The 23,312-nt window shown below is 60.2% G+C and carries 22 protein-coding genes; 12 read left to right on the top strand and 10 right to left on the bottom strand.

What is annotated here, in order from left to right:
* Positions 1-160 precede the first annotated feature (160 nt).
* Positions 161-943 (top strand): outer membrane protein assembly factor BamD, encoded by a 783-nt coding sequence (locus BOSE62_RS05865; protein ID WP_159643225.1) that lies wholly within the window; start codon positions 161-163, stop codon positions 941-943.
* 57 nt (positions 944-1,000) lie between these two features.
* Entirely contained in the window at positions 1,001-2,665 is a 1,665-nt protein-coding gene (gene recN / locus BOSE62_RS05860; protein WP_159643223.1) for a DNA repair protein RecN, read from the top strand.
* Positions 2,666-2,711: 46 nt separating this feature from the next.
* Here the strand turns inward: recN and BOSE62_RS05855 are convergent, their stop codons facing one another.
* Positions 2,712-3,200, bottom strand: coding sequence for a DUF2165 family protein (locus tag BOSE62_RS05855; RefSeq protein ID WP_159643221.1), 489 nt, complete (start codon positions 3,198-3,200; stop codon positions 2,712-2,714).
* 87 nt (positions 3,201-3,287) lie between these two features.
* Here BOSE62_RS05855 and ligA point away from each other — a divergent pair, with 87 nt between their 5' ends.
* Together ligA and BOSE62_RS05845 are read left to right on the top strand one after the other, a co-directional pair.
* The gene (gene ligA / locus BOSE62_RS05850; RefSeq protein ID WP_159643219.1) at positions 3,288-5,597 is read left to right on the top strand and encodes an NAD-dependent DNA ligase LigA; all 2,310 of its coding nucleotides are present in this window, start codon (positions 3,288-3,290) and stop codon (positions 5,595-5,597) included.
* 66 nt (positions 5,598-5,663) lie between these two features.
* The gene (locus BOSE62_RS05845; protein ID WP_159643217.1) at positions 5,664-6,491 is read left to right on the top strand and encodes an alpha/beta hydrolase; all 828 of its coding nucleotides are present in this window, start codon (positions 5,664-5,666) and stop codon (positions 6,489-6,491) included.
* A gap of 71 nt (positions 6,492-6,562) precedes the next feature.
* Here BOSE62_RS05845 and BOSE62_RS05840 read toward each other — a convergent pair whose 3' ends face one another.
* Positions 6,563-7,420, bottom strand: a complete 858-nt coding sequence (locus tag BOSE62_RS05840; RefSeq protein ID WP_236553861.1) for a sterol desaturase family protein — start codon at positions 7,418-7,420, stop codon at positions 6,563-6,565.
* Between the two features lie 87 nt (positions 7,421-7,507).
* On the opposite strand from BOSE62_RS05840, the gene BOSE62_RS05835 reads away from it, so the two are divergent.
* Positions 7,508-8,164, top strand: coding sequence for a Crp/Fnr family transcriptional regulator (locus tag BOSE62_RS05835; RefSeq protein WP_159643215.1), 657 nt, complete (start codon positions 7,508-7,510; stop codon positions 8,162-8,164).
* 176 nt (positions 8,165-8,340) lie between these two features.
* Here BOSE62_RS05835 and BOSE62_RS05830 read toward each other — a convergent pair whose 3' ends face one another.
* Entirely contained in the window at positions 8,341-9,027 is a 687-nt protein-coding gene (locus BOSE62_RS05830; RefSeq protein WP_159643213.1) for a TIGR02117 family protein, read from the bottom strand.
* A gap of 29 nt (positions 9,028-9,056) precedes the next feature.
* Here BOSE62_RS05830 and phhA point away from each other — a divergent pair, with 29 nt between their 5' ends.
* Positions 9,057-9,953, top strand: coding sequence for a phenylalanine 4-monooxygenase (gene phhA, locus BOSE62_RS05825; RefSeq protein WP_159643211.1), 897 nt, complete (start codon positions 9,057-9,059; stop codon positions 9,951-9,953).
* A gap of 84 nt (positions 9,954-10,037) precedes the next feature.
* Here the strand turns inward: phhA and BOSE62_RS05820 are convergent, their stop codons facing one another.
* A complete protein-coding gene (locus tag BOSE62_RS05820; RefSeq protein WP_159643209.1) occupies positions 10,038-11,021 on the bottom strand; it encodes a 50S ribosomal protein L11 methyltransferase in 984 nt (327 codons plus the stop codon).
* Positions 11,022-11,063: 42 nt separating this feature from the next.
* Positions 11,064-12,944: an ABC-F family ATP-binding cassette domain-containing protein gene (locus BOSE62_RS05815; RefSeq protein WP_159643207.1), complete on the bottom strand. Its 1,881-nt coding sequence runs from the start codon at positions 12,942-12,944 to the stop codon at positions 11,064-11,066.
* A gap of 218 nt (positions 12,945-13,162) precedes the next feature.
* On the opposite strand from BOSE62_RS05815, the gene BOSE62_RS05810 reads away from it, so the two are divergent.
* Positions 13,163-14,455, top strand: a complete 1,293-nt coding sequence (locus tag BOSE62_RS05810; protein WP_159643205.1) for an MgtC/SapB family protein — start codon at positions 13,163-13,165, stop codon at positions 14,453-14,455.
* A gap of 7 nt (positions 14,456-14,462) precedes the next feature.
* Here BOSE62_RS05810 and BOSE62_RS05805 read toward each other — a convergent pair whose 3' ends face one another.
* Positions 14,463-15,143: a spermidine synthase gene (locus BOSE62_RS05805; RefSeq protein ID WP_159643203.1), complete on the bottom strand. Its 681-nt coding sequence runs from the start codon at positions 15,141-15,143 to the stop codon at positions 14,463-14,465.
* Complete coding sequence (locus BOSE62_RS05800) at positions 15,140-15,853, bottom strand: SDR family NAD(P)-dependent oxidoreductase (RefSeq protein WP_159643201.1); 714 nt, start codon at positions 15,851-15,853, stop codon at positions 15,140-15,142. The genes BOSE62_RS05805 and BOSE62_RS05800 overlap by 4 nt, the downstream gene beginning before the upstream one ends.
* A 200-nt stretch (positions 15,854-16,053) precedes the next feature.
* On the opposite strand from BOSE62_RS05800, the gene sdhC reads away from it, so the two are divergent.
* From sdhC to BOSE62_RS05780, 4 genes are all read left to right on the top strand, one after another.
* Positions 16,054-16,467 (top strand): succinate dehydrogenase, cytochrome b556 subunit, encoded by a 414-nt coding sequence (gene sdhC / locus BOSE62_RS05795; protein ID WP_159643199.1) that lies wholly within the window; start codon positions 16,054-16,056, stop codon positions 16,465-16,467.
* A gap of 15 nt (positions 16,468-16,482) precedes the next feature.
* On the top strand, positions 16,483-16,872 hold the full coding sequence (gene sdhD, locus BOSE62_RS05790; RefSeq protein ID WP_159643197.1) for a succinate dehydrogenase, hydrophobic membrane anchor protein: 390 nt from the start codon (positions 16,483-16,485) through the stop codon (positions 16,870-16,872).
* Positions 16,872-18,689 carry a succinate dehydrogenase flavoprotein subunit gene (gene sdhA, locus BOSE62_RS05785; RefSeq protein ID WP_159643195.1) on the top strand — a complete coding sequence of 606 codons (1,818 nt, stop codon included), beginning with the start codon at positions 16,872-16,874 and terminating at the stop codon, positions 18,687-18,689. Before sdhD ends, sdhA begins: the two co-directional genes overlap by 1 nt.
* A gap of 215 nt (positions 18,690-18,904) precedes the next feature.
* Positions 18,905-19,525, top strand: coding sequence for a LysE family translocator (locus tag BOSE62_RS05780; RefSeq protein WP_159643193.1), 621 nt, complete (start codon positions 18,905-18,907; stop codon positions 19,523-19,525).
* Here the strand turns inward: BOSE62_RS05780 and BOSE62_RS05775 are convergent.
* Genes BOSE62_RS05775 through BOSE62_RS05765 form a run of 3 tightly spaced genes read right to left on the bottom strand, consistent with a single transcriptional unit; the run spans position 19,522 to position 21,729 of the window.
* Entirely contained in the window at positions 19,522-20,034 is a 513-nt protein-coding gene (locus tag BOSE62_RS05775) for a hypothetical protein (protein ID WP_159643191.1), read from the bottom strand. The two genes, BOSE62_RS05780 and BOSE62_RS05775, sit on opposite strands and share 4 nt — an antisense overlap.
* A 32-nt stretch (positions 20,035-20,066) precedes the next feature.
* Positions 20,067-20,549, bottom strand: coding sequence for a hypothetical protein (locus tag BOSE62_RS05770; RefSeq protein ID WP_159643189.1), 483 nt, complete (start codon positions 20,547-20,549; stop codon positions 20,067-20,069).
* Between the two features lie 31 nt (positions 20,550-20,580).
* Positions 20,581-21,729, bottom strand: coding sequence for an alpha-hydroxy acid oxidase (locus BOSE62_RS05765; protein ID WP_159643187.1), 1,149 nt, complete (start codon positions 21,727-21,729; stop codon positions 20,581-20,583).
* A gap of 127 nt (positions 21,730-21,856) precedes the next feature.
* Between BOSE62_RS05765 and creD the strand changes: the two genes are divergently transcribed.
* Positions 21,857-23,272 carry a cell envelope integrity protein CreD gene (creD, locus tag BOSE62_RS05760; RefSeq protein ID WP_159643185.1) on the top strand — a complete coding sequence of 472 codons (1,416 nt, stop codon included), beginning with the start codon at positions 21,857-21,859 and terminating at the stop codon, positions 23,270-23,272.
* Positions 23,273-23,312: the final 40 nt, after the last annotated feature.

Below are 23,312 nucleotides of genomic sequence, written 5' to 3'. Positions count from 1 at the left end.
GGAGCAATCCGGGCCCTTTTTGCATACGGAATATTTTCGGCCCGGCCGCCTGATTAATGTCTGGTAAAGCTGCAAGAAGACAGGGACGGGCACTCCAGCCCGGCGGTTTTTTTGCTTTATTCTTGGCTGGATGAAAACAAGCGGTTAAGAGGTCTGGCATATGACAAAACACATTATCAAATGGGCCGCTCTGGGTCTCTCCGCCTCGCTTCTCTCCGGTTGCGCCATGTTTGGCGGTGGCGGGGGTAGCGGAACAGACACCCGATATGTCGCCCGCGATGTCAACACGCTGTACAGCGCTGCAAAATCAAGGCTTGATCGCGGCGAGTACAAGATTGCCGCCGCTTTGTTCGACGAAGTTGAGCGCCAGCATCCCTATTCGCCCTGGGCCCGCCGTGCGCAACAGATGAGCGCGTTCAGCTATTATCTGTCGGGCGACTATAACAAGGCCACTGAATCGGCGCGCCGCTTTCTGTCGATCCATCCGGGCAACAAGGATGCACCTTATGCTTATTATCTGATCGCGCTCTGCTATTATGAGCAGATCGGCGATGTGACGCGCGACCAGAAGATCACCGAACAGGCGCTGGCGACGCTCGGAGAGGTTGCCCGTCGCTATCCCAATTCGCGCTATGCCGCCGATGCCAAGCTGAAAATCGATCTGGTCAACGATCATCTTGCCGGCAAGGAAATGGAAATCGGCCGCTTTTACCAGCGTCGTGGCAAATGGCTGGCCGCCACGATCCGTTTCCGCACGGTGATCGAGAAATATGACACCACCACCCATGCGCCGGAAGCGCTGATGCGGCTGACTGAATCCTATCTGGCGCTCGGTATTCCGGTGGAAGCGAAGAAAACCGCTGCTGTTCTGGGGGCCAACTATCCGGGCAGCAAATGGTATGAGCGCGCTTATGATCTGGTTAACAAACATGGTGCGACTTAAAAGCCTGTGGCGCTGCAATGCGTTGCAGCTAGGCTGAACCTGTTTTAAGAGGGATCTGTGCTGCAGTCCCTTTCCATTCGCGATATCGTGCTGATTGAGGCGCTTGATCTGGAGTTCGGATCGGGCCTGACCGTGCTGACCGGCGAAACCGGCGCCGGCAAGTCGATCCTGCTCGACAGCCTCGGCTTGGCGCTTGGCAATCGGGCGGACAGCGGACTGGTCCGGCAGGGCACGGAAAAAGCCCAGGTTACGGCCAGTTTTGAACCACCAGCCGCGGGCAGTAGACTGGCCGCGACCCTGGCCGAAAATGATATCGACATCGAGCCCGGCGAACCGCTGATCATCAAGCGATCGGTCAAGGCCGACGGTGGTAGCCGCGCCTTCATCAACGACCAGCCCTGCTCGGCAAGCCTGCTGCGAGCCGTGGGCAGCCAGTTGATCGAAATCCACGGCCAGCATGATGACCGGGGCCTGATCAATCCCAAGGGACACCGGGCCCTGCTCGACATTTTCGCCGGGGTCGAGGGTGCGGCGGTGGCCTCTGCCTTCGATGCATGGCAAGATGCGAAAACAGCGCTGGAGCGGGCGAAGCGAGAACAGGAATCAGCAGAAAACGACTGCGATTATCTCGAGCATAGCGTGGCCGAACTGTCCAAGTTCGCGCCACAACCGGGCGAGGAGCAGGAGCTCGCGCTCGAACGGGCAACGATGATGAAGGGCGAGAAACTGACCGGCGATCTGGAGGCGATTCGCGCCGCTTTTGACGGCTCCAACGGCGGGCTTGCCTCGCTGCGATCGGCGGCGCGGCGGCTCGACATGATTGCCGAGGATCACGCGCTGCTGAAAGAGGCGCTGGAGTCGCTCGACCGGGCGATCATCGACGCGACCGATGCCGAGGACAAGCTCAACGCAGCGGCCGATGCGCTGAGTTTCGACCCGCAGCGACTCGACGATATGGAGACCCGCCTGTTCGATCTGAGAGGACTGGCGCGCAAGCATCGGGTGGAGCCGGACAAGCTTTCGGACCTGCTCGATGAGCTGCAGAACAGGCTGGCGGCGATCAGCGATGGCGGGCGGTCACTGGAAGAATTGGAAGCATCTTTGGCCGGTGCCAGAAAATCCTACATTGCAGCGGCGGAAGATTTGCGGGCAAAGCGGGCGAAGGCGGCGAGAGCGCTGGACAGGGCGGTGGCCGGAGAATTGGCGCCGCTCAAGCTGGATGCCGCCAGATTTGAGACTTTACTTGAAGAAATGCCTGAAGAGCATTGGAATAAAAGCGGAATGGACCGGATCGAGTTTCTGATCTCGACCAATCCCGGAGCGCCGTTGGCGCCGCTGGGCAAAATTGCGTCGGGTGGTGAACTTTCGCGGTTCATTCTTGCCCTGAAAGTGGCGTTGGCGGAAGAATATGGTCTGAAAACGATCATTTTTGACGAAGTCGACCGCGGCGTCGGCGGCGCTGTGGCCTCGGCCATAGGCGACCGCCTGTCGCGCCTGTCGAGCGGCGCGCAGTTGCTCGTCGTCACCCACAGCCCGCAGGTCGCGTCCAAGGGCGACGCCCATATGCTGATCAACAAGTCGCGCAGCGGCACCGTCTCGCGCACCGATGTCCGGGCGCTGGACGATGAAGGGCGGCGGCAGGAGATTGCGCGGATGCTTTCGGGCGCGGATGTAACGGATGAGGCGCGGGCGCAGGCGGATCGGTTGCTGGAGGGGGTTTGAGTGTAGATGGGCCGCGATCAAATTTGCGCTGTATGCCAAACAGTTTTCAAATCGTCTCCGCCTGATTCAGATAAATCAACAAACCAAATGCGAACGCCCAGAAGGTGAATGCGTCGATCAGCGATCCGCTTCCTATCTCCGTTTGCCACATTTGATATCCCGCGCCGCCCAATACCGTAAACAGACCAAACCAGACCACTATCGCCGTGGCACATCCAAGCTTGGCAATATCCTTGGCAGCCTGAAATTCAGATGCCTCGCCCTTGCACGCCGACCATAGTCGAAAACTACCGAAAAGCAGGAGCAACCCGGTCGCACCTTCTCCGACGAATATGATCCAGGCCAGTATATTGCTCAACGGCGGCGTCAGTGCGGGCAGCAGGTTTTGCGGATAAGCAGCGTGGTCGGCCAGTCCCGTGACATAGGCGAAAGCGCCATAGGCCTGTTCGAGATTGACGATATTCTGGGTGACATATAGCAGCGCCATCACGCCCAGCAGAAATGTAAAAACGGCTTTCAGTTTGCGGTCAATCATTGTCCGGTACCCCCTCCCCAGAAATACAAGCTCGGGATATAATAGAGTGCTGGCAGGAGTTTCACAACTCTGGCAGAAGAATGGCCTATGTCAGAATCAATCTCCGAAGCCGATGCCGCCAACGAACTGATGCGTCTGGCGCGCAAGATTGCGCATCATAACAAGCTCTATCACGCCGAAGACACGCCGGAGATTTCCGACGCGGATTATGATGCGCTGGTGCGGCGGAACAACGAACTGGAACAGGCGTTTCCGCATCTGGTGCGGGAGGACAGTCCGAACAAGCTGGTCGGCGCGGCGGTGGCGGCTTCGCCCTTGTCCAAGGTGAAGCACGAACAGCGTATGATGAGCCTCGATAACGGTTTTTCCGACGCGGATATTGCCGAATGGCTGGCCCGGGTGCGACGGTTCTTGAATCTGGACGAGGGCGCGCCGGTGGCGGTGACGGCGGAGGACAAGATTGACGGGCTGTCCTGTTCGTTGCGCTACGAGAAGGGCGAACTCGTGCTGGCCGCGACGCGCGGCGACGGGCAGGTTGGCGAGGATGTGACCGCCAATGTGCGGATGATTTCGGATATTCCGGAGCGGTTGTATCCCCGCGAAGGCGGGGATACATCTCCCGAGGGTGCGGCCGGGGCGCGAGCGGGCGATGGGCTCCTGCCTTCGCAGGAGCACGCTTCCCATCCCGTCCCAGACCTGTTCGAAATCCGTGGCGAGGTCTACATGGCCAAGGCCGATTTTGCCGGGCTCAACGAGCGGCTGATGGACGAAGGCAGGGCCGATGCCGAGGCCAAGGGGGTTGATTTCGATCCGGAAAAAATCCGCCAGTTCGCCAATCCGCGTAATGCCGCCGCCGGGTCGCTGCGGCAGAAAGACGCGAATATTACGGCGAAGCGCCCGCTAAAATTCTGGGCGCATGGCTGGGGTGTGCACAGCGAAGTGCCGGGCGACACGGCGTTTGAGGTCATGAACGCGATCGAAAGCTGGGGCGTGCCGGTTTCACCGCTGGTCAGGCGCTTTGAATCGCTCGACGACATGCTGGCCCATTATCGGCATATCGAGGCGGAGCGGGCGGACCTGCCTTATGATATCGATGGCGTGGTCTACAAGGTTGACCGGCTCGACTGGCAGCAGCGGCTCGGCTTTGTCGCCAAGGCGCCGCGCTGGGCCTTGGCGCATAAATTCCCGGCCGAGCAGGCGCAGACGACGCTGGAGAGTATTGATATCCAGGTCGGGCGTACCGGCAAGCTGACTCCGGTGGGGCGTCTGAAGGCCGTAACCGTGGGTGGCGTGGTGGTTTCCAACGTGACGCTGCACAACCGCGACGAGGTCGAACGGCTTGGCGTGCGTCCGGGTGACCGGGTGGTGATCCAGCGGGCCGGGGACGTGATCCCGCAAGTGGTCGAGAATCTGACCCGCGACGAGGAACGCGAGCCCTATGATTTCCCGGATCACTGCCCAAAATGCGGCAGCGAAGCCGTCGCCGAGGAGGGCGAGGTCGATGTCCGCTGCACCGGCGGGCTGATCTGCCCGGCGCAGCGCTTCCAGCGACTGGTCCATTTTGTTTCGCGGGTGGCGCTGGATATCGACGGGCTGGGCGAAAAGAGCATCGCCGAATTTATCGAGGCGGGCTGGCTCGAAAGCCCGGCCGATATTTTCCGCCTGCATGAGCATCGCGCCGAAATATTGGCGCGCGAAGGCTGGCAGGACAAGTCTGTGGATAATCTGTTGGCGGCTGTGGAAAAGAAGCGCGCACCCGACGCGGCCCGTCTGCTGTTCGGACTGGGAATCCGCCATATCGGCACGGTGACGGCGAAGGATCTGTTGAAGAATTTCCGGACCCTGCCGCGTTTGCGGGAGGTAGCTGAGGCTGCGCAGGAATCGGAGAAATACCGTTCGTCTCGAGCGCAGTCGAGAGACCGGGATGGCGGAACTGCGGGTGTCTCGACTTCGCTCGACACGAACGGAGAGGCTGCGAGCGAGACGACCGGAACCGAAGCCGGTGATGCGGCCTGGGCGGAAATCACCTCGATCGACGGCGTCGGCCCGACGGTCGCACAGGCGCTGGCGGATTTCTTCCACGAACCGCATAATGTCACGGTCTGGGAAGATCTGCTGAGCGAGGTGTCTCCGCCGGACTATATTGTCGAAACCCGCGACAGCGCGGTGGCCGGCAAGACCGTGGTCTTCACCGGCAAGCTGGAAACCATGAGCCGCGACGAAGCCAAGGCGCAGGCCGAGGCTCTGGGCGCCAAGGCTTCGGGGTCGGTCAGCGCGAAAACCGATCTGGTGGTTGCGGGGCCGGGGGCGGGGTCGAAAGCCAAGAAAGCGGCAGAGCTTGGGATTGAAGTGATTGACGAGGCGGCCTGGGCGGAGATTGTAGCGGCGGCAGAGTAGATCGTTGCGCGCGCTGCCTGTAGCGATGGTTGAAAGGGATAGATATTGAAATTTCCAGCGATAGCCATGGCGCTTTTTATATTTGGTCTTTCACCTTCGCAGGCGCAGGATAGCGTCACGTCCGAACCGCTGACTATCGGCACCTCCTATCTGGTCTCGACCCACGGGGCCAAACGACGTCTGAATGTCGTGCTGCCGGCCGATTATGACGAGAGCGACCAGACTTATCCGATATTGATCATGCTGGATGGCGGGGTGCGGCAGGATTTTTACCTGACCCTGGGCATAGAGCGCTGGAACCAGCTCTGGCGGCGCAGCGCACCGGTGATCTTCGTCGGCGTCGAAACGGTTGACCGGCAGCGGGAATTGCTGCCGCCGACAAAATCCGGAGAAGAGCAAGGCCGCTATCCGACAGCGGGAGAAAGCGCAGACTTTAGAGCGTGGTTGTCTGGAACGGTTCTGCCCCTGATCAGAGATCGCTATCGGGATGACGGTCGCGCCTTTCTGGCGGGCGAAAGCGCTGCCGGCCATTTTGTGGCTGAAACATGGGCTATAACGCCCCAGTTGTTCGATGGCTATGCAGCCCTATCGCCCAGCCTGCAATGGGACAACCAGAGCCTCTCGCATCGTCTGGCCGGCATGGAGAAGCAGGATCGACCAGCTTTGTTTCTTTCGCTTGCGGATGAAGGCGGGGCGACCGAGGAGGGCGTTCTTCGCTTTGTCTCCGAAGCAGGCTCTAACCTATGCTTTGCAGACCGGCGCACAGAATTGGCCCATGCCAATATGCTGCACGGCTTGTTGCCCGAAGCCCTGCAATATCTGTTGCCCACAGACGCCGACTGGCTTGAAGACTATGGCCTGGCCCTGCGTTGCAGCGGCCAGGTGGGCGCGTAGCGACCATAGGTGGGAAGTCGGGCGGCCGCTGGGACATGGCCGGCGACCGCCCCACCTCTCTCCCAAGCTTTTCAAACATTCGCAATCGCTTCGACCGCCGCCAGTTCCTTTACACCGTGGCCGCCTTCCTTGTTTTCCGGAAAGATCGGCCAGGCCAGTTGCTGGCCCAAAGTGGCTGGTGCGAGATTTTCCACGCCATAGCTGTCGGGATAGCGGCGTGTGATATGGGCGGTGCCGAACAGGACGTCCCAAAAGAACAGCAGATTCCCGAAATTGCCCTTGTAATGGGTCACGCCGTCGCTTTTGTGGCGGCCGTGATGGGCGTGGTGGGTCGCGGGCGTCGAGATGGTGCGCTCCACAAGCCACATGACCGGGGACAGCCATTTGATCCTGTAGAGCGGCGCGTCCCAGGCGACATCGCTGTGCGCGCCGACGATCACTGCCATTTTGACGATGATATAACCGACATAGACCCAGCCGAGACCGAGATAGATCAGCGCGCCGGAAAACCAGATGCTCGGCATGGTCAGATAATAGAAGATATTGTTCCGGTAGACGAGGCGGACGCTCATATAGCGCGCATTATGGTGCGAGCGGTGCAGATTGTAGAGAAAGGGCACGCTGTGCGACAGGCGGTGCCAGAAATATTGCATCATGTCGTCGAACACCAGAAACAGCGCGATCGCGGCGATCAGCGGAATGCCGGCCAGCGCGCCCTGCCATTGCGGCGCGACAGTGCCGAGGATGAACTGGGCGGCGAGAATGATGCCGGGCTGGGTGATCACCAGCAACACGAAAGAGCCGATAATCTCGACCAGCGCGTCGTCGCGGGTCTGTTCGGGCTTGCTGAAAAGCCGGGTGCGGAAAAATTCCAGCAGTCCGAAGACGAGGAATATACCGGTGATTGCCAATAGTTCGGGCCGCATCATGTCTCTCCCAGAGGATTGCTTGCGGAGCGTGGGTAGCCGATGTAGATCTTTATAAATGCAAACTAGTTATCATTATCGGAGAATCCCATGAGCGGAGCGGCGCCGGTTGCCGGTACCGGCTTTGTCATGGCCTTGCCCGACGGCCTTCGCCAGGATCTGCTTGCGCGCGGCCAGCCACGGCGGTTCGCCAAGGGGCAGATCATCCAGCAACGCGGCGACAAGGCCCGGGAATTCTGGTATATCGAAAGCGGCGCGGTACAGATCGGTCGTTACGGACGGGATGGGCGGCTGACCCTTTTCGCGCTGCTCGGCGCCGGTGAAACATTCGGCGAGCTGGCCTTTCTCGGGGAATTCCCGCGGACGGTGGATGCGATTGCCGGAAGCCACTGCAGCCTGATCCGGATCGGCGACAGCGAACTGCAGAGTCTGATGGACGCCGATGCGGCGGTTACGCGCCTGTTGCTCAAGACGATGGCGCTGACCGTGCAGGAATCCTTTGATCTGATCGAATTCAGTCGCAAGCTGTCGGTGCCGCAACGGCTGGCGCAAGCGTTGTTGCAACTTTCCGGTGATCAGCCGGAGGTGAGGGTGACGCAGCAGGATATGGCCGATCTGGTCGGGGTATCACGGGTGTCGCTGGGCAAGGCGGTGACGAAGCTGGAAGCAGCGGGAATGATCGAGCCGGGCTATGGCGTTATCACGATACAGGACCGTGCCGCATTGCTTGATATGTGCGGGCGCTAGGGCTCGTTTTCGGGTTGTTGATAGGGATCAGTAGCGAGTTGTGGTTCGACAGGGTTTTCCCGAACGGTCTCTGTCGGACCGCTTTTGGCGACATCTCTCCGCACCCGGGCGTCCTAAGCTTGTCGAAGGACCGGTTTTCACGATGGCGGCCGTTCAACGAGGGCGACGCTGCAAATTCAATCCATTCCCTCCGGAAACCAGCGCATCACACCGCCCTGAAAAGGCGTCCAGCGCCCGGTGCGGATGCCGGCCTGCTGCAGGATGTCGCTTGTCCAGCTGTTGCAGGTGTAGAAGGCGCTGTAATGGCCTTTTGCAGCGTAGAACAGGTCGTCCCGACCATAGCCGGGTGTTGGTCGGGGGCGATACTGTTCGTCCAGAGTGAATCGCGCTTCGATTGCCGTCGCGATTTTGCGATATTCTGCCGCGCTGACTTTCAGGGGGCGGCGGTAATAGGGATAAGCCTGTGGATATTTCAGGTGGTAGACGTGGACAAGTACATCGTCGCTGCCAATTATCGCGCTGATCGCGTCGCTTGCGCGCAGGTCGCTCCATTGCCGGGTGTTGCGATAGACGCCTTCATGCCCCCAGCCGACCAAAATGTGGCTGCCATAATATGACGGGTCGGCGAGATGCTCGGGCCGGACCAGAGGCGTCCAGTCATAGACATCGCTCCAGATCGGCATGACGATGCCGCTGTGCAGGCCATTGGTTTCGATGAACAGTTCGATGCCGTCTTCGGGGCTTTGCCAGTGCTGATTGGCGGGCAGCAGGCTACCGGCCAGCGCCGCAAGCAGATAGGCGGAAAGGATCGCGACCAGTGCAACCACCATGCGTTTCAACCATTTAAGCGCTGTAGTTGCCATCGAAACCTTTTCTGCTGTAGGATGCGGCCATGCTCGATACCCCCGAAACCGAAACCCATGTCTATGACAAGCCGCCAGCGCACGCAAATGCCGACTGGACGATAGACCAAGACTGGCAACGCTATTCGGCGGAAGACCACGAGACCTGGGATATTCTCTTCGCCCGCCAGCAGAAAATGCTGCCGGGCCGGGCGGCGCAAGCGTTTCTCGACGGCATCGATATCTTGAAGCTGTCGCGGCCCGGTATTCCCGATTTCGAAGAGCTCAACCGGATCCTGATGGATGCCACGGGCTGGCAGGTTGTGGCGGTGCCCGGTCTGGTGCCCGACGATGTGTTCTTCAACCATCTCGCCAATAGGCGCTTCGTGTCCGGTAATTTCATCCGGCGGCGCGACCAGCTCGACTATCTGCAGGAACCGGATATTTTCCACGATGTCTTCGGCCATGTGCCGATGCTCGCGGACCAGCGATTTGGTGACTATATGGCGGCCTATGGCCGCGGCGGGCTCAGGGCGCTCAAATTCGGCACATTGAAACAGTTGGCGCGGCTCTACTGGTATACCGTGGAATTCGGACTGATCCAGGAGGCCGAAGGTCTGCGCATCTATGGCGCGGGCATTGTCTCCAGCTATGGCGAGAGCGTCTTTGCGCTGGATGATCCCAGCCCCAACCGGATCCTGTTCGATCTCGAACGGGTCTTGCGGACCGAGTATAGAATCGATGATTACCAGCAGAATTATTTCGTCATCCCCAGCCTCGACGAGCTGCTCAGGGTGACAGTGGAGACGGATTTCAAGCCGCTCTACGACAGGATTGCCGACCTTCCGGACATCAGGATTGCCGAGATTGTCGAGGGTGATGTGGTGCTGACCGAAGGGACGCAGGACTATGCCCGGTCGCAAGCGGGTGAGGCTACGGTCGTTTGATTATGCGTGTGCTCCGTACTTGATACGGAGCCCGGCCCGCGTGATGGTGAGGTGCCGACAGAGCTCCGCATCAGGTGCGGAGCACTAACATTCCCCGAAATAATCCGATGCCAGCGGGGACTTTTTGCGGTGGGGTTTGCGGGTCCAGCCATATTTTTTCGCTTTGACCAGAGTCAGGCAGGGCCATTCGTTGTCCAACCGGGAATGTTTCAGGCGAAATCCTTCGCGGATATAGGCGCGGACCACTTCGGCCTTCTGCCGGCTCAGCAGGCCGGCGAGCAGCAGCACCGTCCCGGCACCTGATGCGGCGGCGATTTGCGGGGCGAGGGCGACCAGCGGACCGGCGAGAATATTGGCAATGATCAGGTCGAACGGTGCGCGCTGCCGGAGCGCCGGATGATCGAGGCCATTGCTCTGGACCAGCCGGATCTGGCTGCGGCCATTGCCCAGCGTGATTGCATTCTGGCGCGCATTTTCGCCGGTGACCATGACTGCAACCGGATCGATATCGCTGGCGATGATCTTCGCGTCGCGCCAGAGATGGTGCGCGGCAAAGGCGAGCAGGCCGGTGCCGGTGCCGACATCAGCAATATTGCGAAACCGGTGGCCGGTGCGCCGCAACCGGTCGAGGCTTTGCAGGCAGCCCATCGTGGTTTCATGATGGCCGGTGCCAAAGGCTTGCCCGGCGTCGATGCAGATATTGGTCAGCTTGGGATTGGCGGATGGCTGGTCGCTAGACGTGTGCACATGAAACCGCCCGGCACGCAATGGTTCAAGCCCCTGCTGGCTGAGCGTCACCCAGTCCTCGTCGCCGAGCATTTCGACCGCTGGCTGGAAACCGGCCCGTTTGGCAGAGGGTGACAATAGCAAAAGATTTCCAACCATCTCCGCATCTGGTTTTTCCTCGCAATAGACGTCAATCATCCATTCGTCGGGACGCTTGGGATCGGTCTCGCTGGTGACGATAGTGGGCGTTGAATCGCTGGAGGAAATGAACAGATTGTCCGCCGCCAGCGTCCGGGCCTCGGCGCGGGTGCAGGGAATCGAGACTTTCCACGTCTCGCTCAACGGACGATCCCGTCAGTAGAGGGCCCGCCAGAGATGCGCCGGTCAGGCATGGGCATTTTCCTGTTCGAGTCTGTCGCTGGCTTCTATCCACCGGGTTTCGGCCGCATCGAGCTTGTCCTGACTGTCGGCGCGCAGCTTCATCAACTCGGTCATCGACAGATCGGCAAGTTTCGCTGCTGCACTTGCCGGATCAAACATCGCGCGGTCGATGGCGGAGATTTCCTCGGCCAGGATTTTCATTTCCTTGTCGGCGGCGGCTATCGTTTTGCGTAATTCGGTCTGCTGCTTGCGCCGTTCCGCGGCCGCGCGCCGTTCTTCCTTGCGGTTGCCGCCGCTGGTCTTGCCGCCCGCGGTTGCCGGTTGGTTCTTGCCAAGGACGAAATCGGTATAATCCTTGAGCGATCCGGCAAATTCTTTCGCCTTGCCGCTGTCGACCATGACCAGCCGGTCGGCGGTCAGTTCGAGCATATGGCGGTCATGGCTGACCAATATGACGGCGCCGCTATATTCGTTAAGCGCGTGCACCAGGGCTTCGCGCGCATCGACGTCGAGATGGTTTGTTGGTTCATCGAGGATCAGCAGGTGCGGCGCGTCGCGGGTGATCATGGCGAGCGCCAGCCGGGCGCGCTCGCCGCCGGACAGCTTGCCGACCTTGATCGTCGCCTTGTCGCCAGAAAAGCCGAAACGTCCCAATTGTGCCCGAACGGCCCCCGGCTTGGCGTCTTTCATCAGCCGGGTCATATGTTCCAGCGGCGTGTCCGACGTATCCAGTTCCTCGACCTGATATTGGGTGAAATAGCCAACAGTCAACTTGCCCGACTTGTTGATCGCCCCCTTTTTCGGTTCGAGCTGGCTGGCGAGCAACCGGGCGAGCGTGGTCTTGCCGTTGCCGTTCCGCCCGAGCAGCGCGGTCCGGTCGTCGGGATCGAGCCTCATGTTGAGATCGGAAAGGATGATATTGTCGCCATAGCCGACGGCGGCGTCGTCCAGCGTAATCAACGGCGGTTTCAGTTCTGCCGGGCTCGGGAAGTGAAAGCTTAGCGACGGATCGTCGATCGCGGCGGCAATCGGTTCCATGCGAGCGAGCGCCTTGACCCGGCTCTGCGCCTGTTTGGCGCTATGCGCCTTGGCACCCCATCGGGAGACGAAGGATTCCAGCTTTTCGCGCTGGGCGATCTGCTTTTCGCGCGCGGAGGCCTGCTGCGCCTGCCGTTCCGCCCGCTGCTTCTCAAATGCGTCATAGCCGCCGGGATAGAGAGTGGTGGTGCCATGCTGCAGATGCAGGATATGGTCGACCACATTGTTCAGCAGATCGCGCTCGTGGCTGATGACCAGGATTGTCGCCTGATAGCTAGTCAGGAAATTCTCCAGCCACATGGTCGCTTCGAGATCGAGGTGGTTCGACGGTTCGTCGAGCAGCAGCAATTCCGGTTGCGAGAAGAGCAGAGCGGCGAGCGCCACGCGCATCCGCCAGCCACCGGAAAAACTGTCCATCGGCTGCTGTTGCGCGGCTTCGTCAAAGCCGAGACCGATCAGGATTTTCGCGGCGCGGGCCGGAGCGCTATGCGCGTCGATCATGTTCAGCCGCTCGTGGATCTCGCCGATCCGGTGCGGGTCGGTCGCGGTTTCGGATTCTTCCAGCAGCGCCGCACGTTCGGTATCGGCGGCCAGTACGGTATCAAGTGGACTGGCCTGTCCGGCCGGCGCTTCCTGGGCGATATAGCCCATGCGCGCGTCTTTGGGCATGTCGACGCTGCCGTCATCGGGCTCGAGCATGCCCGCGATCACTTTCATAAGGGTCGATTTACCGGCGCCATTGCGGCCGATCATACCGACGCGTGCGCCGGGAGGCAGCGAAGCGGTTGCGCCGTCGAGGATCACGGTGCCGCCGAGGCGCACGGTTATATTGCTGAAATTAAGCATGGGGAGCCGTTAGCCGAGCTTGCCGCTCAATGCCAGCGCCGTGAGAGGGTAAACACGTCATGGCGCAAATTTCTCGCCTGAACCGCGCAAAGAGGTTTGCGGAGCGATCTGACCGCTTCCTACGGGTAATTACGCATGGGCAAATGCCGGGGCGGCTTTCACTAAGGCTGGATGATGATGACCAAACCCGGATTTCACCACGGGACGATGCTCGTGCCATGCTGACGGAATTCTCCGGCGAATGGCTTGTTTATCGCGACCTTGCGATCGCGCTGGCGGCGGGCCTGCTGATCGGTGTCGAGCGCGGATGGACGATGCGCGACGAGAACAAGGGCGCACGGGTTGCCGGGATTCGCACTTTTGGCCTGATCGCCGGACTCGGCGGTCTGGTCGCGCTGATCTCGCAAAGCCTGAATCTCGTCATTGCCGCCATCCTGCTGACCGGCGTGGTGGCGATGTTGTCGTTCAGCCATTTCAAGACCATCCACGAGCCGGACGGGCGCAGCATCACCAATTTCGTGGTCTCGCTGCTGACGCTCTGTCTTGGTCTGCTGGCGGGGAGCGGCTATCCGGCGCTGGCGATGGCCGGGGCGGCAATCGTCACCGGCCTGCTGTCGATGCGGTCGGAACTGCACGGACTGATGCGCAGGCTGGGGCCGACCGACATCAATGTGATGATCCGCTTTGCCCTGATCGCGCTCGCCGTCCTGCCGTTTTTGCCGGACCGCGATTTCGGACCTTATGAGGCCTTCAACCTGCAGCAACTATGGTTTGTCGTCATATTGGTGACGGGTCTTTCCTTTGCCGGCTATGTCGCCAACCGGATATTTGGCGCCGCCCATGGCACGGTGGTCACCGCCGTTATTGGCGGCGCCTATAGTTCCACCGCAGTGACCGCGTCGCTGGCGCAGCGATTGCGCGGGGAAGAGACGGCAGGTCGCACCCTGTCAGCGGGGATCGCGCTGGCGTCCTCGGTCATGTATATCCGGGTGCTGTTGCTGACTTTCCTGCTCGCGCGCTTTGCCTTCGTGCCGCTAGCGATGATTCTCGCCCCCGCGGCGCTGGTGGCCGCCATCATCGGCTTGCTCCTGCTGCGCCGGAGCGGGGCTGCCCGGTCGGATGAGAGCGTGGAAACACGCAACCCCATCCGCCTGCTGCCGGCGTTCTTCTTTGCGCTGACCGTCGCGGCAATGTCGCTGGCGGCGCGCTGGGCCGAGGCAAAATACGGAAGCAGCGGCATTGCCTATCTGGTGCTGATCGTGGGATCATTCGACGTCGATGCCGCGATCATCACTTTGGGGGCGCTGCCGGAGGAAACGATAATGTCGGATCTGGCCGGCTTTGTGCTGGCAATGACGGTGCTGGCGAATATGCTGTTCAAGACCGGCGTGGCCGGCTTTACCGCAGGCTGGAAAAAGGGGCGCGCGGCGGTGGCGGCGCTGGCTGCAAGCAGCCTGGTGCTGGCAATCGCCGGTCTGGTCAGCTTTGTCGCGTTTGATATTCGCTTCTAGATCGCCTTTAGCGATTTGCTGCCAGCCAGATCGTATGTTTTGCGCCCTTGCCGTTGCTGCGGGCGGAGACGGTTTTAACCTCGACGGCGAAACCGGATTTTTTCAGGCGCGCTGTAAATCGGTTGTCGCTTTCGCTCGACCAGACCGCTAATATGCCATTGGAGCGCAAGGCCTTTTTCGCCGTGGCCAGGCCCGCCATGCTGTAGAGCCGGTCATTGGCTTCATGGGTCAGCCCGTCCGGACCATTGTCGACATCGAGCAAAATCGCATCATAGTCGCGCTCCGCCTTGCCGATCACATTTGCGACATCGCCGATGGTGACGGTCACCCGGCTGTCCTCGAGACATTTTTGCGAGAGATCCGCCATCGGCCCGCGCGCCCACTGGACGATGGCCGGAATCAGTTCGGCCAGTTCGACATGCGCCTGTGGCGGCAAGACCGACAAGGCAGCGCGCAGGGTAAAGCCCATGCCGTAGCCGCCGATCAACAGGCGCGGGTTTTTGACTGCCAGGCGTTCGCAGGTGAGGGTGGCGAGTGCTTCTTCCGATCCGCTGAGCCGGCTGTTCATCAGCTCGATGCGACCCAGCATGATGGAATATTCGTCGGCACCTTTTAGGGCGCGGCGGAACAGGCGGAGTTCATCGCCGCCGGGGATGGGAGCGGTGTCGAGATGTTCGCGGGCGATCATCGGACAAAACTCGCGCCATTGGCATCGAGTACGGCGCCGGTCATGCTGGGCGGCGCATCGAGCGCGCAATAGCGGGCGATGGATGCGATTTCCTCCGGCTGGGCAACCCGGCCGAGCGGAATGTCGGCGAGCAATTTGTCGCCGCCGCGGCTTGCCAGATAATCCTCGGCCATACCGGTCATGGTGAAGCCGGGGCAGATGGCGAAAGCCAGTATCCCGTCTTTCGCATAGGCCCGGGCGATGGTCTTGGTCATTGCCACCATGCCGCCTTTCGATGCGGCATAATGCCAGTGGTCAGGGCTGTCGCCGCGATAGGCGGCGCGGCTGGCGATATTGACGATCCGGCCCGGCTCGCCGCGCTGCCGAAAATGCAGCACCGCTAGGCGGCACAACTCCGCCGATGATGTCAGATTGATGGTCATCGTTCTGTCCCAGCTTTCCAGCCAGTCTTCGGCGGCAAGCGGGTTAGGCTGGAACAGGCCGGCATTGTTGACCAGCACGTCTATGCGGCCGTCAAGCCGGTCGAGCGCCTGCTGCCACAGCAGGGGTGCCGAGCCGTCCTGCGTGAAATCGGCCGCGACCAGATCATCTCCACCGGCGGTGCTCTGACCGACGACCGTCACATCATCCTTGCCGAACGATTCGATGATGGCCTTGCCGATGCCGCGGCTGCTGCCGGTTACCAATATATGCGTTTTGCTATTGCTCATCCGCACGGATTAGAACGACAGGGCGCCCGCGTCCATCGATGATACGAATTTCAGGCTTTGCAATCGGTTGGGAGAATTTTGCACTAATAAATTGTCTAAATCATGCGCATCCGGTTTGCATGATACGCGCTTTTCGCTAAGGGATTGGTTCTATTTCAAAGACTCCGGCATCATCCGGAGATATTGTTCAGGGGAATATAATGTCCGGCGTATCAGGTTCAGCATCGAACAGACCGCTTTCACCGCATCTGCAGGTTTATAAATGGGGGCCGCATATGCTGGTGTCCATTCTTCACAGGGCCACCGGCGACGCCATGGCGCTCGTTGGCGTTCCGCTTCTTGTCTGGTGGCTTTATGCGATCTCCGCAGGGCCGGAAAGCTACGACTATTTCCTCAGCTGGTTTAACTGGGGTTATATCGGTTATATCGTTCTGGTCGGCATGAGCTTTGCCTTTTTCGAACATATGTATAGCGGACTGCGCCACTTCGTGCTCGATGCGGGGGCCGGCTATGAACTGCAGAGCAATAAAATGTGGTCGATTGCCGTGCCTCTGGCAGCGATCCTCAGCACCGGTGCGATGTGGCTCTACATCGCTTCCAAGAATATTCTTTAGAACAGGAATCGGATCATGGGTTCAGGAACCAATATCGGCCGGGTACGCGGCCTCGGATCGGCGCAGGAAGGCGCGCATCACTGGATAGTCCAGCGGGTGACCGCGGTCAGCAATTTGCTGCTGCTGCTCTGGCTGGTCTTTTCGCTCGTCCGGCTGCCGAACTATGAACATGGCCTGATGGTCGAATGGCTGGCTTCGCCGCTGGTTGCCGTACCGATGATGCTGATGCTGGTCAGCATCTTCTGGCATCTGCGCCTCGGCCTGCAGGTGCTGATCGAGGATTATGTCCCCGATCACGGCGTCAAATTCGGCCTGATCGTCCTCCTCAACTTTTTCGCCATCGGCGGTGCGGCTCTGGGAATTTTCTCGGTCGCGAAAATAGCCTTTACCGGAGTGGTAGCATAATGACTGAACAATCCACCCAGCCTGCTTACAAGATTATCGATCACAGCTATGACACTGTGGTTGTCGGTGCCGGCGGCTCCGGCCTGCGCGCCACCATGGGCGCTGCGGAATCGGGCCTGAAAACGGCCTGCATCACCAAGGTTTTTCCGACCCGCTCGCACACGGTTGCGGCGCAGGGCGGTATTGCCGCCTCATTGGGTAACAACACGCCCGACCACTGGCAGTGGCATATGTATGACACGGTCAAGGGCTCCGACTGGCTCGGCGACCAGGACGCGATCGAATATCTGGTGCGCGAAGCACCGCAGGCGGTTTACGAGCTGGAACATGCCGGTGTGCCTTTCTCGCGCAACGAAGACGGCACGATCTATCAGCGGCCGTTCGGCGGCCATATGCAGAATATGGGCGAGGGGCCTCCGGTCCAGCGTACCTGTGCTGCTGCCGACCGTACCGGCCACGCGATGCTGCACGCGCTCTACCAGCAGAGCCTGAAATATGACGCGGATTTCTTCATCGAATATTTCGCCATCGATCTGATCATGGAAGATGGCGAATGTCGCGGCGTGATTGCAATCTGCATGGAAGACGGTTCGATCCACCGGTTCCGCAGCCACGCTGTGGTGCTGGCGACCGGCGGTTCCGGCCGCTGCTATTTCAGCGCGACCTCTGCCCATACCTGCACCGGTGACGGTGGCGGCATGGTGCTGCGCGCGGGTCTGCCTCTGCAGGATATGGAATTCGTCCAGTTCCACCCGACCGGCATTTACGGCGCGGGCGTGCTGATTACCGAAGGCGCACGCGGCGAGGGCGGTTATCTGACCAACAGCGAAGGCGAGCGTTTCATGGAACGCTACGCGCCAAGCGCCAAGGATCTGGCCAGCCGCGACGTCGTTTCGCGCTGCATGGCCACCGAAATCCGCGAAGGCCGCGGTGTCGGGCCGGAGAAGGACCATATCTATCTCCACCTCGACCATATCGCGCCGGAAGTGTTGGCCGAACGGCTGCCTGGCATCACCGAAACCGGCAAGATTTTCGCCGGCGTCGACCTGACCCGCGAAGCTTTGCCGGTGGTGCCGACGGTCCATTACAACATGGGCGGCATCCCCTGTAACTATCATGGCGAAGTGATCAATCCGACGGCCGATGATCCGGACGCGATTGTCGAAGGGCTCTACGCCGTCGGCGAAGCGGCCTGTGTATCCGTGCACGGCGCCAACCGTCTCGGTTCCAACTCGCTGATCGATCTGGTGGTTTTCGGCCGCGCAACCGGTCTGCGGCTGAAGGAAAAGCTGACCCCCAACGCGTCGCACAAGCCGCTGCCCAAGGATAGCGCCGATCTGGCGTTGCAGCGTCTCGACCATTTCCGCAACGCCAAGGGTTCGATCCCAACAGCCGATTTGCGCCTCGAAATGCAGAAAACGATGCAGGCGCATGCCGCCGTGTTCCGCGACAACAAGCTGCTCGAAGAGGGCGTTGCCGCGATGGACAAGGTCAATGCCAAGCTTGCAGATATCGGCGTCACCGACCGCTCGCTGATCTGGAACACCGATCTGATCGAAACGCTCGAGCTCGACAATCTGATGAGCCAGGCGATGGTCACGATCAAGGCCGCCGCAAACCGCAAGGAAAGCCGCGGCGCGCACATGCACGAGGATTATGAAGACCGGAACGACAAGGAATGGATGAAGCACACGGTCATCACTTTCGAAGGCTGGGGCGGCAAGGGCGGCAAGAGCGAAATCAGCTATCGCCCCGTGCATGATTACACGCTGACCGACGAAGCAACCTATGTGAAGCCGAAGAAGCGGGTTTATTGATCGCTGGGACCAGGTCGAAAAGCTACCGTTGACTGGCGTCGCCCCAGCGCAGGCTGGGACTGATACCAGTTGGGTATGAGGGAACGGCTGTTCCCTCATCGACCGTTGGTTTGGCTGTCAGCCTGCGCTGGCATGACAGGCCGGAACTGTTAAACATTGCCGCTGAAATCTTCAGTGACTTCCACCCGCTTGGCAATGGCGATAGAAGCGACCCGATGCTTGCGCCCTTGCTCCCTTCGTTTTTGCTAGTCGCCTTACTGGTCGAACTGACGCCGGGTCCGAACATGGGCTGGCTGGCGTTGCTCAGTGCCAGCGAGGGCCGGCGCGCCGGATTTGCGGCGACGGCGGGGATCGGACTGGGGCTGGCGATTGTCGCGGCTGCATCGGCTTTCGGGCTGGCGCAACTGGCGCAGCAATCCCCCTTGCTGTTCAACCTATTGCGCTATGCGGGTGCGGGCTTTCTGTTGTGGCTGGCCTGGGAAGCCTGGGCGGGTGAGCGGAACGTGTCGCCGTCCGCGATTCACAAGAACGGGACCGCGGCCAGACATTTCCGTCGCGGGCTGATTATCAATCTGCTCAATCCGAAAGCCGCGCTATTCTTTATCGCGGTGCTGCCGGTATATATTGTCCCCGAGGGTTCCGTAACGCTGCAGACGGCCCAACTTTCGATCGCCTATGTAGCAATTGCCACGCTGATCCATCTGGGCATCGTGACGCTCGCCGGTCGCGCACATGGTTGGCTCAGCAGCGGTCCTTATGCAGGGCTGGTACGGCGCGGATTCGCGGTGTTACTGGCTGCTATCGCCCTGTGGTTCTTAATCGATACGTTCCGCTAGGATACGGACGGGGGCGGCATGCACCCCTTGCTGACGGCCATTCCCTTCAGGAAGCTCCGGCGGGCGAACCCGGCCGACAGGGCTTGGCGGTATCGCTCCTGCGCGGCATTGGCTCCGGTGATTTCACGCACGACGCCACGAAAGGGAATGAAACCGCCCAAGATGCCGCCGGCCACGCGACTGATGCTGCGTTCGCGCTTTTCGGCGCGGGATATCTGCGGTTTCTCGTTGATGTCGGGGCCCAATATCGGACGCAGGCTGGCAATCTCGGTGGTGATGGTGCGGCAACCGGTAATTCCGGTGAGATCATAAGGCGCCTTCTGGATTTTCAGCAAGCGCGGCGGAATCTGGTCTTTCTTGAGGTTCACATCCCTGGCTGGCTGGGTCACCGCATCCTCGACATGGTTGACCATTGGCCGTTCCACATTGGGCGATGCCGCTTGCAATGGCTGGGCGGCCAGCGACAGCAGCGCCACTCCGCTTAACATATTGTATCCGGCTGATGCCATGATATGTCTCCCTTGTTGCCCCCAAGGTTGATTTACGGTCGGGCGGGTGCCTTGCATCCACGCTGTAGGCCAACGCCTTTCAGGAATCCGCGCCGCACGGTTCCGGCATAAACGGCCTTGTTGTAGCGACGGCGCTCGGCGTTCGCGCCGGTTACCTCGCCGATGATGCCGCCGAACGGAATGATCGAGCCGACGGCGCTGCCAGCCACTCGGGCGGCGGTTTCCTCGCGCTTCTTGGCGAGGCTTTTGTCGACCGTCTCGTTGACATCGGGGCCGAGCACGGCGTTGAGTTCCTGGACTTCAGCGATGATTGCGGCGCAGTTTCGCAGACCGCTCATCGAATAGGGGGCATCCTGAATATCCAGCAGTTTCTGCGGAACCTCTTTGCCATCGAACGGTTCGGTCACCTTGTTTCCCGCCTGTTCCAGCGTCGATTCCTGCTGCGCGCCTTCCTGTGCGAATGCGGTTGTGCTCAAGCTGCCGATGACCAGCGTCAGGCCCGTCAAAAATTTCATATGTTTCATTTCAATCCCCTGACCGCGCCGGTTATCGAAATCTCAGATTGTCGCGGTTCAACTGATTAACCGCTGTGACGCCCATTAGTTTCATGTCGCGTTCAATTTCATTCTGCAGCAAAGCGAGGATTCGCTCAACCCCCGCCTGTCCGGCGGCTGCCAGGGCATAGAGATAGAGGCGTCCGCCCGAGCAGGCCTTGGCGCCGACGCTGAGTGCTTTCAGCACATGGCTGCCGCGGGTGATGCCACCATCGCAGATGACGTCAAGCTTGTCACCAACCGCATCGCAGATCTCGGCCAGCTGGTCGAAGGGCGCGCGGCTGCCGTCCAGTTGCCGTCCGCCATGGTTGGATACCATGATCGCGGTGGCGCCGATATCGACCGCGCGCTTTGCGTCGGCGACCGACATGATACCCTTCAGGCAGAATTCCCCGCCCCAGTCCTTGGCGATTTCTTCGGCCATTTTCCAATCGAGCGACTGGTCGAGCATATTGGTGAAATAGTCGGCAACCGAATTGGGCACGCTCGTGCCTTCCGACACATGGTCTTTCAGGTTGGACAGTTCGAACTTCTCCCGGAACATGTAGTTCAGGCCCCAGGCCGGTTTCGCGGCATAGCTCCAGAAACTGGTCGGGGTGATCCGGGGCGGGCTGGTGAAGCCGGATCGCAGGCAGCGCTCGCGATTGCCGCCGACAATCGTGTCCACTGTCAGCGTCAGCGCATCGAATTTTGCTGCCTTGCAGCGCTCCACCATCGACCGGTTGAGATCCTTGTCCTTGTGGACATAGAGCTGGAACATTTTCGGTGTGCTGATGCTTTCGCCAATCTCCTCGATGCTGACCGTGCCCAGTGAGGAAATGCCGAAATAGGTGCCGAATTTCTCTGCCGCCCGGGCAACCGCGCGCTCGCCCTGCCAATGGAACAGGCGTTGCAGCGCCGTCGGGGAAAGAAACAAGGGCATCGCCAGCTTTTGCCCCATCACGGTCGTGCTCATGTCGATATTCTCGACACCGGCGAGCACATTGGGCACCAGATCGCAACGCTCATAGGCTATCGTGTTGCGCCGCCGGGTGACTTCGTCGTCCGCTGCGCCGTCAATATAGTCAAATATCGGAAAGGGCAGGCGTTTTTTTGCCAGTGTGCGGAAGTCATTCACATTGTGGCAATCCGAAATATTCATAACGGCCTTTCGCTTGGGCGCACGTGCGCCTCATCTCGTCGTAAGGATTGGAGTGGTCTTGCGCGCGAGTTTAGACGATCATGCGCACGCCGCAAGCTACCTTTATGGCGGTGGGAGAGGGAAGATAATGACAGAGGAAACAGAGAGCCGGAACGAGTTCGATAAAGCAGAACGATCACCGGGCGCAAAATTCCTGCTTGTCCTGCTGATGGGCTTTTTGTTGACGATACCTTTGTTTGCGACGTGGCTGCTGGTCTATGACCGGCAGAGCCAGAGCGAGACCGCCCAACAGTCCATCGTCACCGGCTGGGGCGGAGAACAGGTGTTTGCCGGGCCGAAGCTCGTACTGCCCTATACAGCTACAGTGCAGGAAACGGTGGAGCAGGATGGCAAGAGCGTGACCCGTAGCAATGAAGTAACCGCAGAACTGTTTCTGGCCCCCGAGACGGTCACTCTGGACAGTGACCTCAAGACCCAGAGCAAGAAGCGGGCGATTTACGAAGTCGTCGTTTATGACAGCCATATCGCCGGCTCCGCCCGGTTCCGACTGCCGGATGATTTCGAGCGCAACGGTATATCGACATCTGATATTGATTTTACCCGCGCCGAACTGCGCTTCGGATTGTCCGATGCCCGCGGTCTGGCTGGCGACAACAATGTTACGGTGAATGGCGAGCAGCTGACGTTGAAACCGGGCAGGGGATTGGGCGAGACCGGTAACAGCGGATTCTTCGCCTGGGTCGATGCCAGCCGCCTTATGGACGGCGGTCTGTCCGCAGATTTCACCGTCAGGTTCAAGGGCAACCAGAGCCTGACTGTCGCGCCGCATGCCGGCCTCACCGAATGGACGGTCCGGTCGAAATGGCCGCACCCGAGTTTTACCGGCGGCTTTCTGCCCGAAACGGAAGAAACCAAAGTCACGGCCGAGGGCTTTGAAGCCAAATATGCGATCACAAATCTCGCGCTGGGAAGCTCGCTGGTTGCCCTGCAAGCCGGACAGCAGGTGTCGCCCGACAGCGAGCCGCGTGTCGATCTTTATCAACCTGCCGGCGGCGCGGCGGCAAGTGCGTCGGTCAATCTGATCCAGCCGGTTGATCTCTATGGCCAGGTTGACCGGGCGGCCAAATACGGCTTTCTGATCATTGGCTTCACCTTTGTCGCCTTTCTGCTGTTCGACCTGATCGGCGGCGTTCGAATATCCTCGGTGCAATATATATTGATCGGGGCGGCGCTGGTGCTGTTTTTCGTGCTGCTGCTGGCTTTCGCCGAAATCATCGGTTTCGCGCTCGCTTTCATCGCGGCGTCGGCGGCAACGATCGGGCTGATAACAGCCTATTCGGCTTCGGTCCTGTCGAGTTGGCGCAGCGCCAGTCTGGTTGGCGGATTGCTGGCCGGTCTCTATGGTGCGATCTATATATTGCTCAGCCTGCAGGCCTATTCGCTGCTGATCGGATCGCTGCTGATCTTCGCGGCGCTCGCCGGGGTGATGTTTGTTACCCGCCGGCTGGACTGGTCGAACAGCCTGGGTCGGGCCAAGGCCTGAGAGAGATGCGAGCTCCGGCGTGTTGCCGGAGCCCGTTCCT

It is taken from the genome of Sphingorhabdus sp. 109 (assembly GCF_902506555.1).
Lineage (GTDB): Bacteria > Pseudomonadota > Alphaproteobacteria > Sphingomonadales > Sphingomonadaceae > Parasphingorhabdus.
Note: the sequence above shows the minus strand (reverse complement) of the source record. Positions and strands in the feature narration are given on the sequence as shown.

What these genes read in the sequence shown, in the direction of transcription:
- BOSE62_RS05770 (WP_159643189.1), bottom strand. Translation starts at nt 20,549, where the DNA reads ATGAAATTTTTGACGGGCCTGACGCTGGTCATCGGCAGCTTGAGCACA.
- BOSE62_RS05855 (WP_159643221.1), bottom strand. Translation starts at nt 3,200, where the DNA reads ATGATTGACCGCAAACTGAAAGCCGTTTTTACATTTCTGCTGGGCGTG.
- BOSE62_RS05810 (WP_159643205.1), top strand. Translation starts at nt 13,163, where the DNA reads ATGCTGACGGAATTCTCCGGCGAATGGCTTGTTTATCGCGACCTTGCG.
- creD (WP_159643185.1), top strand. Translation starts at nt 21,857, where the DNA reads ATGACAGAGGAAACAGAGAGCCGGAACGAGTTCGATAAAGCAGAACGA.
- BOSE62_RS05805 (WP_159643203.1), bottom strand. Translation starts at nt 15,143, where the DNA reads ATGATCGCCCGCGAACATCTCGACACCGCTCCCATCCCCGGCGGCGAT.
- phhA (WP_159643211.1), top strand. Translation starts at nt 9,057, where the DNA reads ATGCTCGATACCCCCGAAACCGAAACCCATGTCTATGACAAGCCGCCA.
- BOSE62_RS05840 (WP_236553861.1), bottom strand. Translation starts at nt 7,420, where the DNA reads ATGATGCGGCCCGAACTATTGGCAATCACCGGTATATTCCTCGTCTTC.
- BOSE62_RS05780 (WP_159643193.1), top strand. Translation starts at nt 18,905, where the DNA reads ATGCTTGCGCCCTTGCTCCCTTCGTTTTTGCTAGTCGCCTTACTGGTC.
- BOSE62_RS05865 (WP_159643225.1), top strand. Translation starts at nt 161, where the DNA reads ATGACAAAACACATTATCAAATGGGCCGCTCTGGGTCTCTCCGCCTCG.
- sdhD (WP_159643197.1), top strand. Translation starts at nt 16,483, where the DNA reads ATGGGTTCAGGAACCAATATCGGCCGGGTACGCGGCCTCGGATCGGCG.
- BOSE62_RS05830 (WP_159643213.1), bottom strand. Translation starts at nt 9,027, where the DNA reads ATGGCAACTACAGCGCTTAAATGGTTGAAACGCATGGTGGTTGCACTG.
- sdhA (WP_159643195.1), top strand. Translation starts at nt 16,872, where the DNA reads ATGACTGAACAATCCACCCAGCCTGCTTACAAGATTATCGATCACAGC.
- BOSE62_RS05765 (WP_159643187.1), bottom strand. Translation starts at nt 21,729, where the DNA reads ATGAATATTTCGGATTGCCACAATGTGAATGACTTCCGCACACTGGCA.
- BOSE62_RS05835 (WP_159643215.1), top strand. Translation starts at nt 7,508, where the DNA reads ATGAGCGGAGCGGCGCCGGTTGCCGGTACCGGCTTTGTCATGGCCTTG.
- ligA (WP_159643219.1), top strand. Translation starts at nt 3,288, where the DNA reads ATGTCAGAATCAATCTCCGAAGCCGATGCCGCCAACGAACTGATGCGT.
- BOSE62_RS05815 (WP_159643207.1), bottom strand. Translation starts at nt 12,944, where the DNA reads ATGCTTAATTTCAGCAATATAACCGTGCGCCTCGGCGGCACCGTGATC.
- BOSE62_RS05845 (WP_159643217.1), top strand. Translation starts at nt 5,664, where the DNA reads ATGGCGCTTTTTATATTTGGTCTTTCACCTTCGCAGGCGCAGGATAGC.
- BOSE62_RS05800 (WP_159643201.1), bottom strand. Translation starts at nt 15,853, where the DNA reads ATGAGCAATAGCAAAACGCATATATTGGTAACCGGCAGCAGCCGCGGC.
- sdhC (WP_159643199.1), top strand. Translation starts at nt 16,054, where the DNA reads ATGTCCGGCGTATCAGGTTCAGCATCGAACAGACCGCTTTCACCGCAT.
- BOSE62_RS05775 (WP_159643191.1), bottom strand. Translation starts at nt 20,034, where the DNA reads ATGGCATCAGCCGGATACAATATGTTAAGCGGAGTGGCGCTGCTGTCG.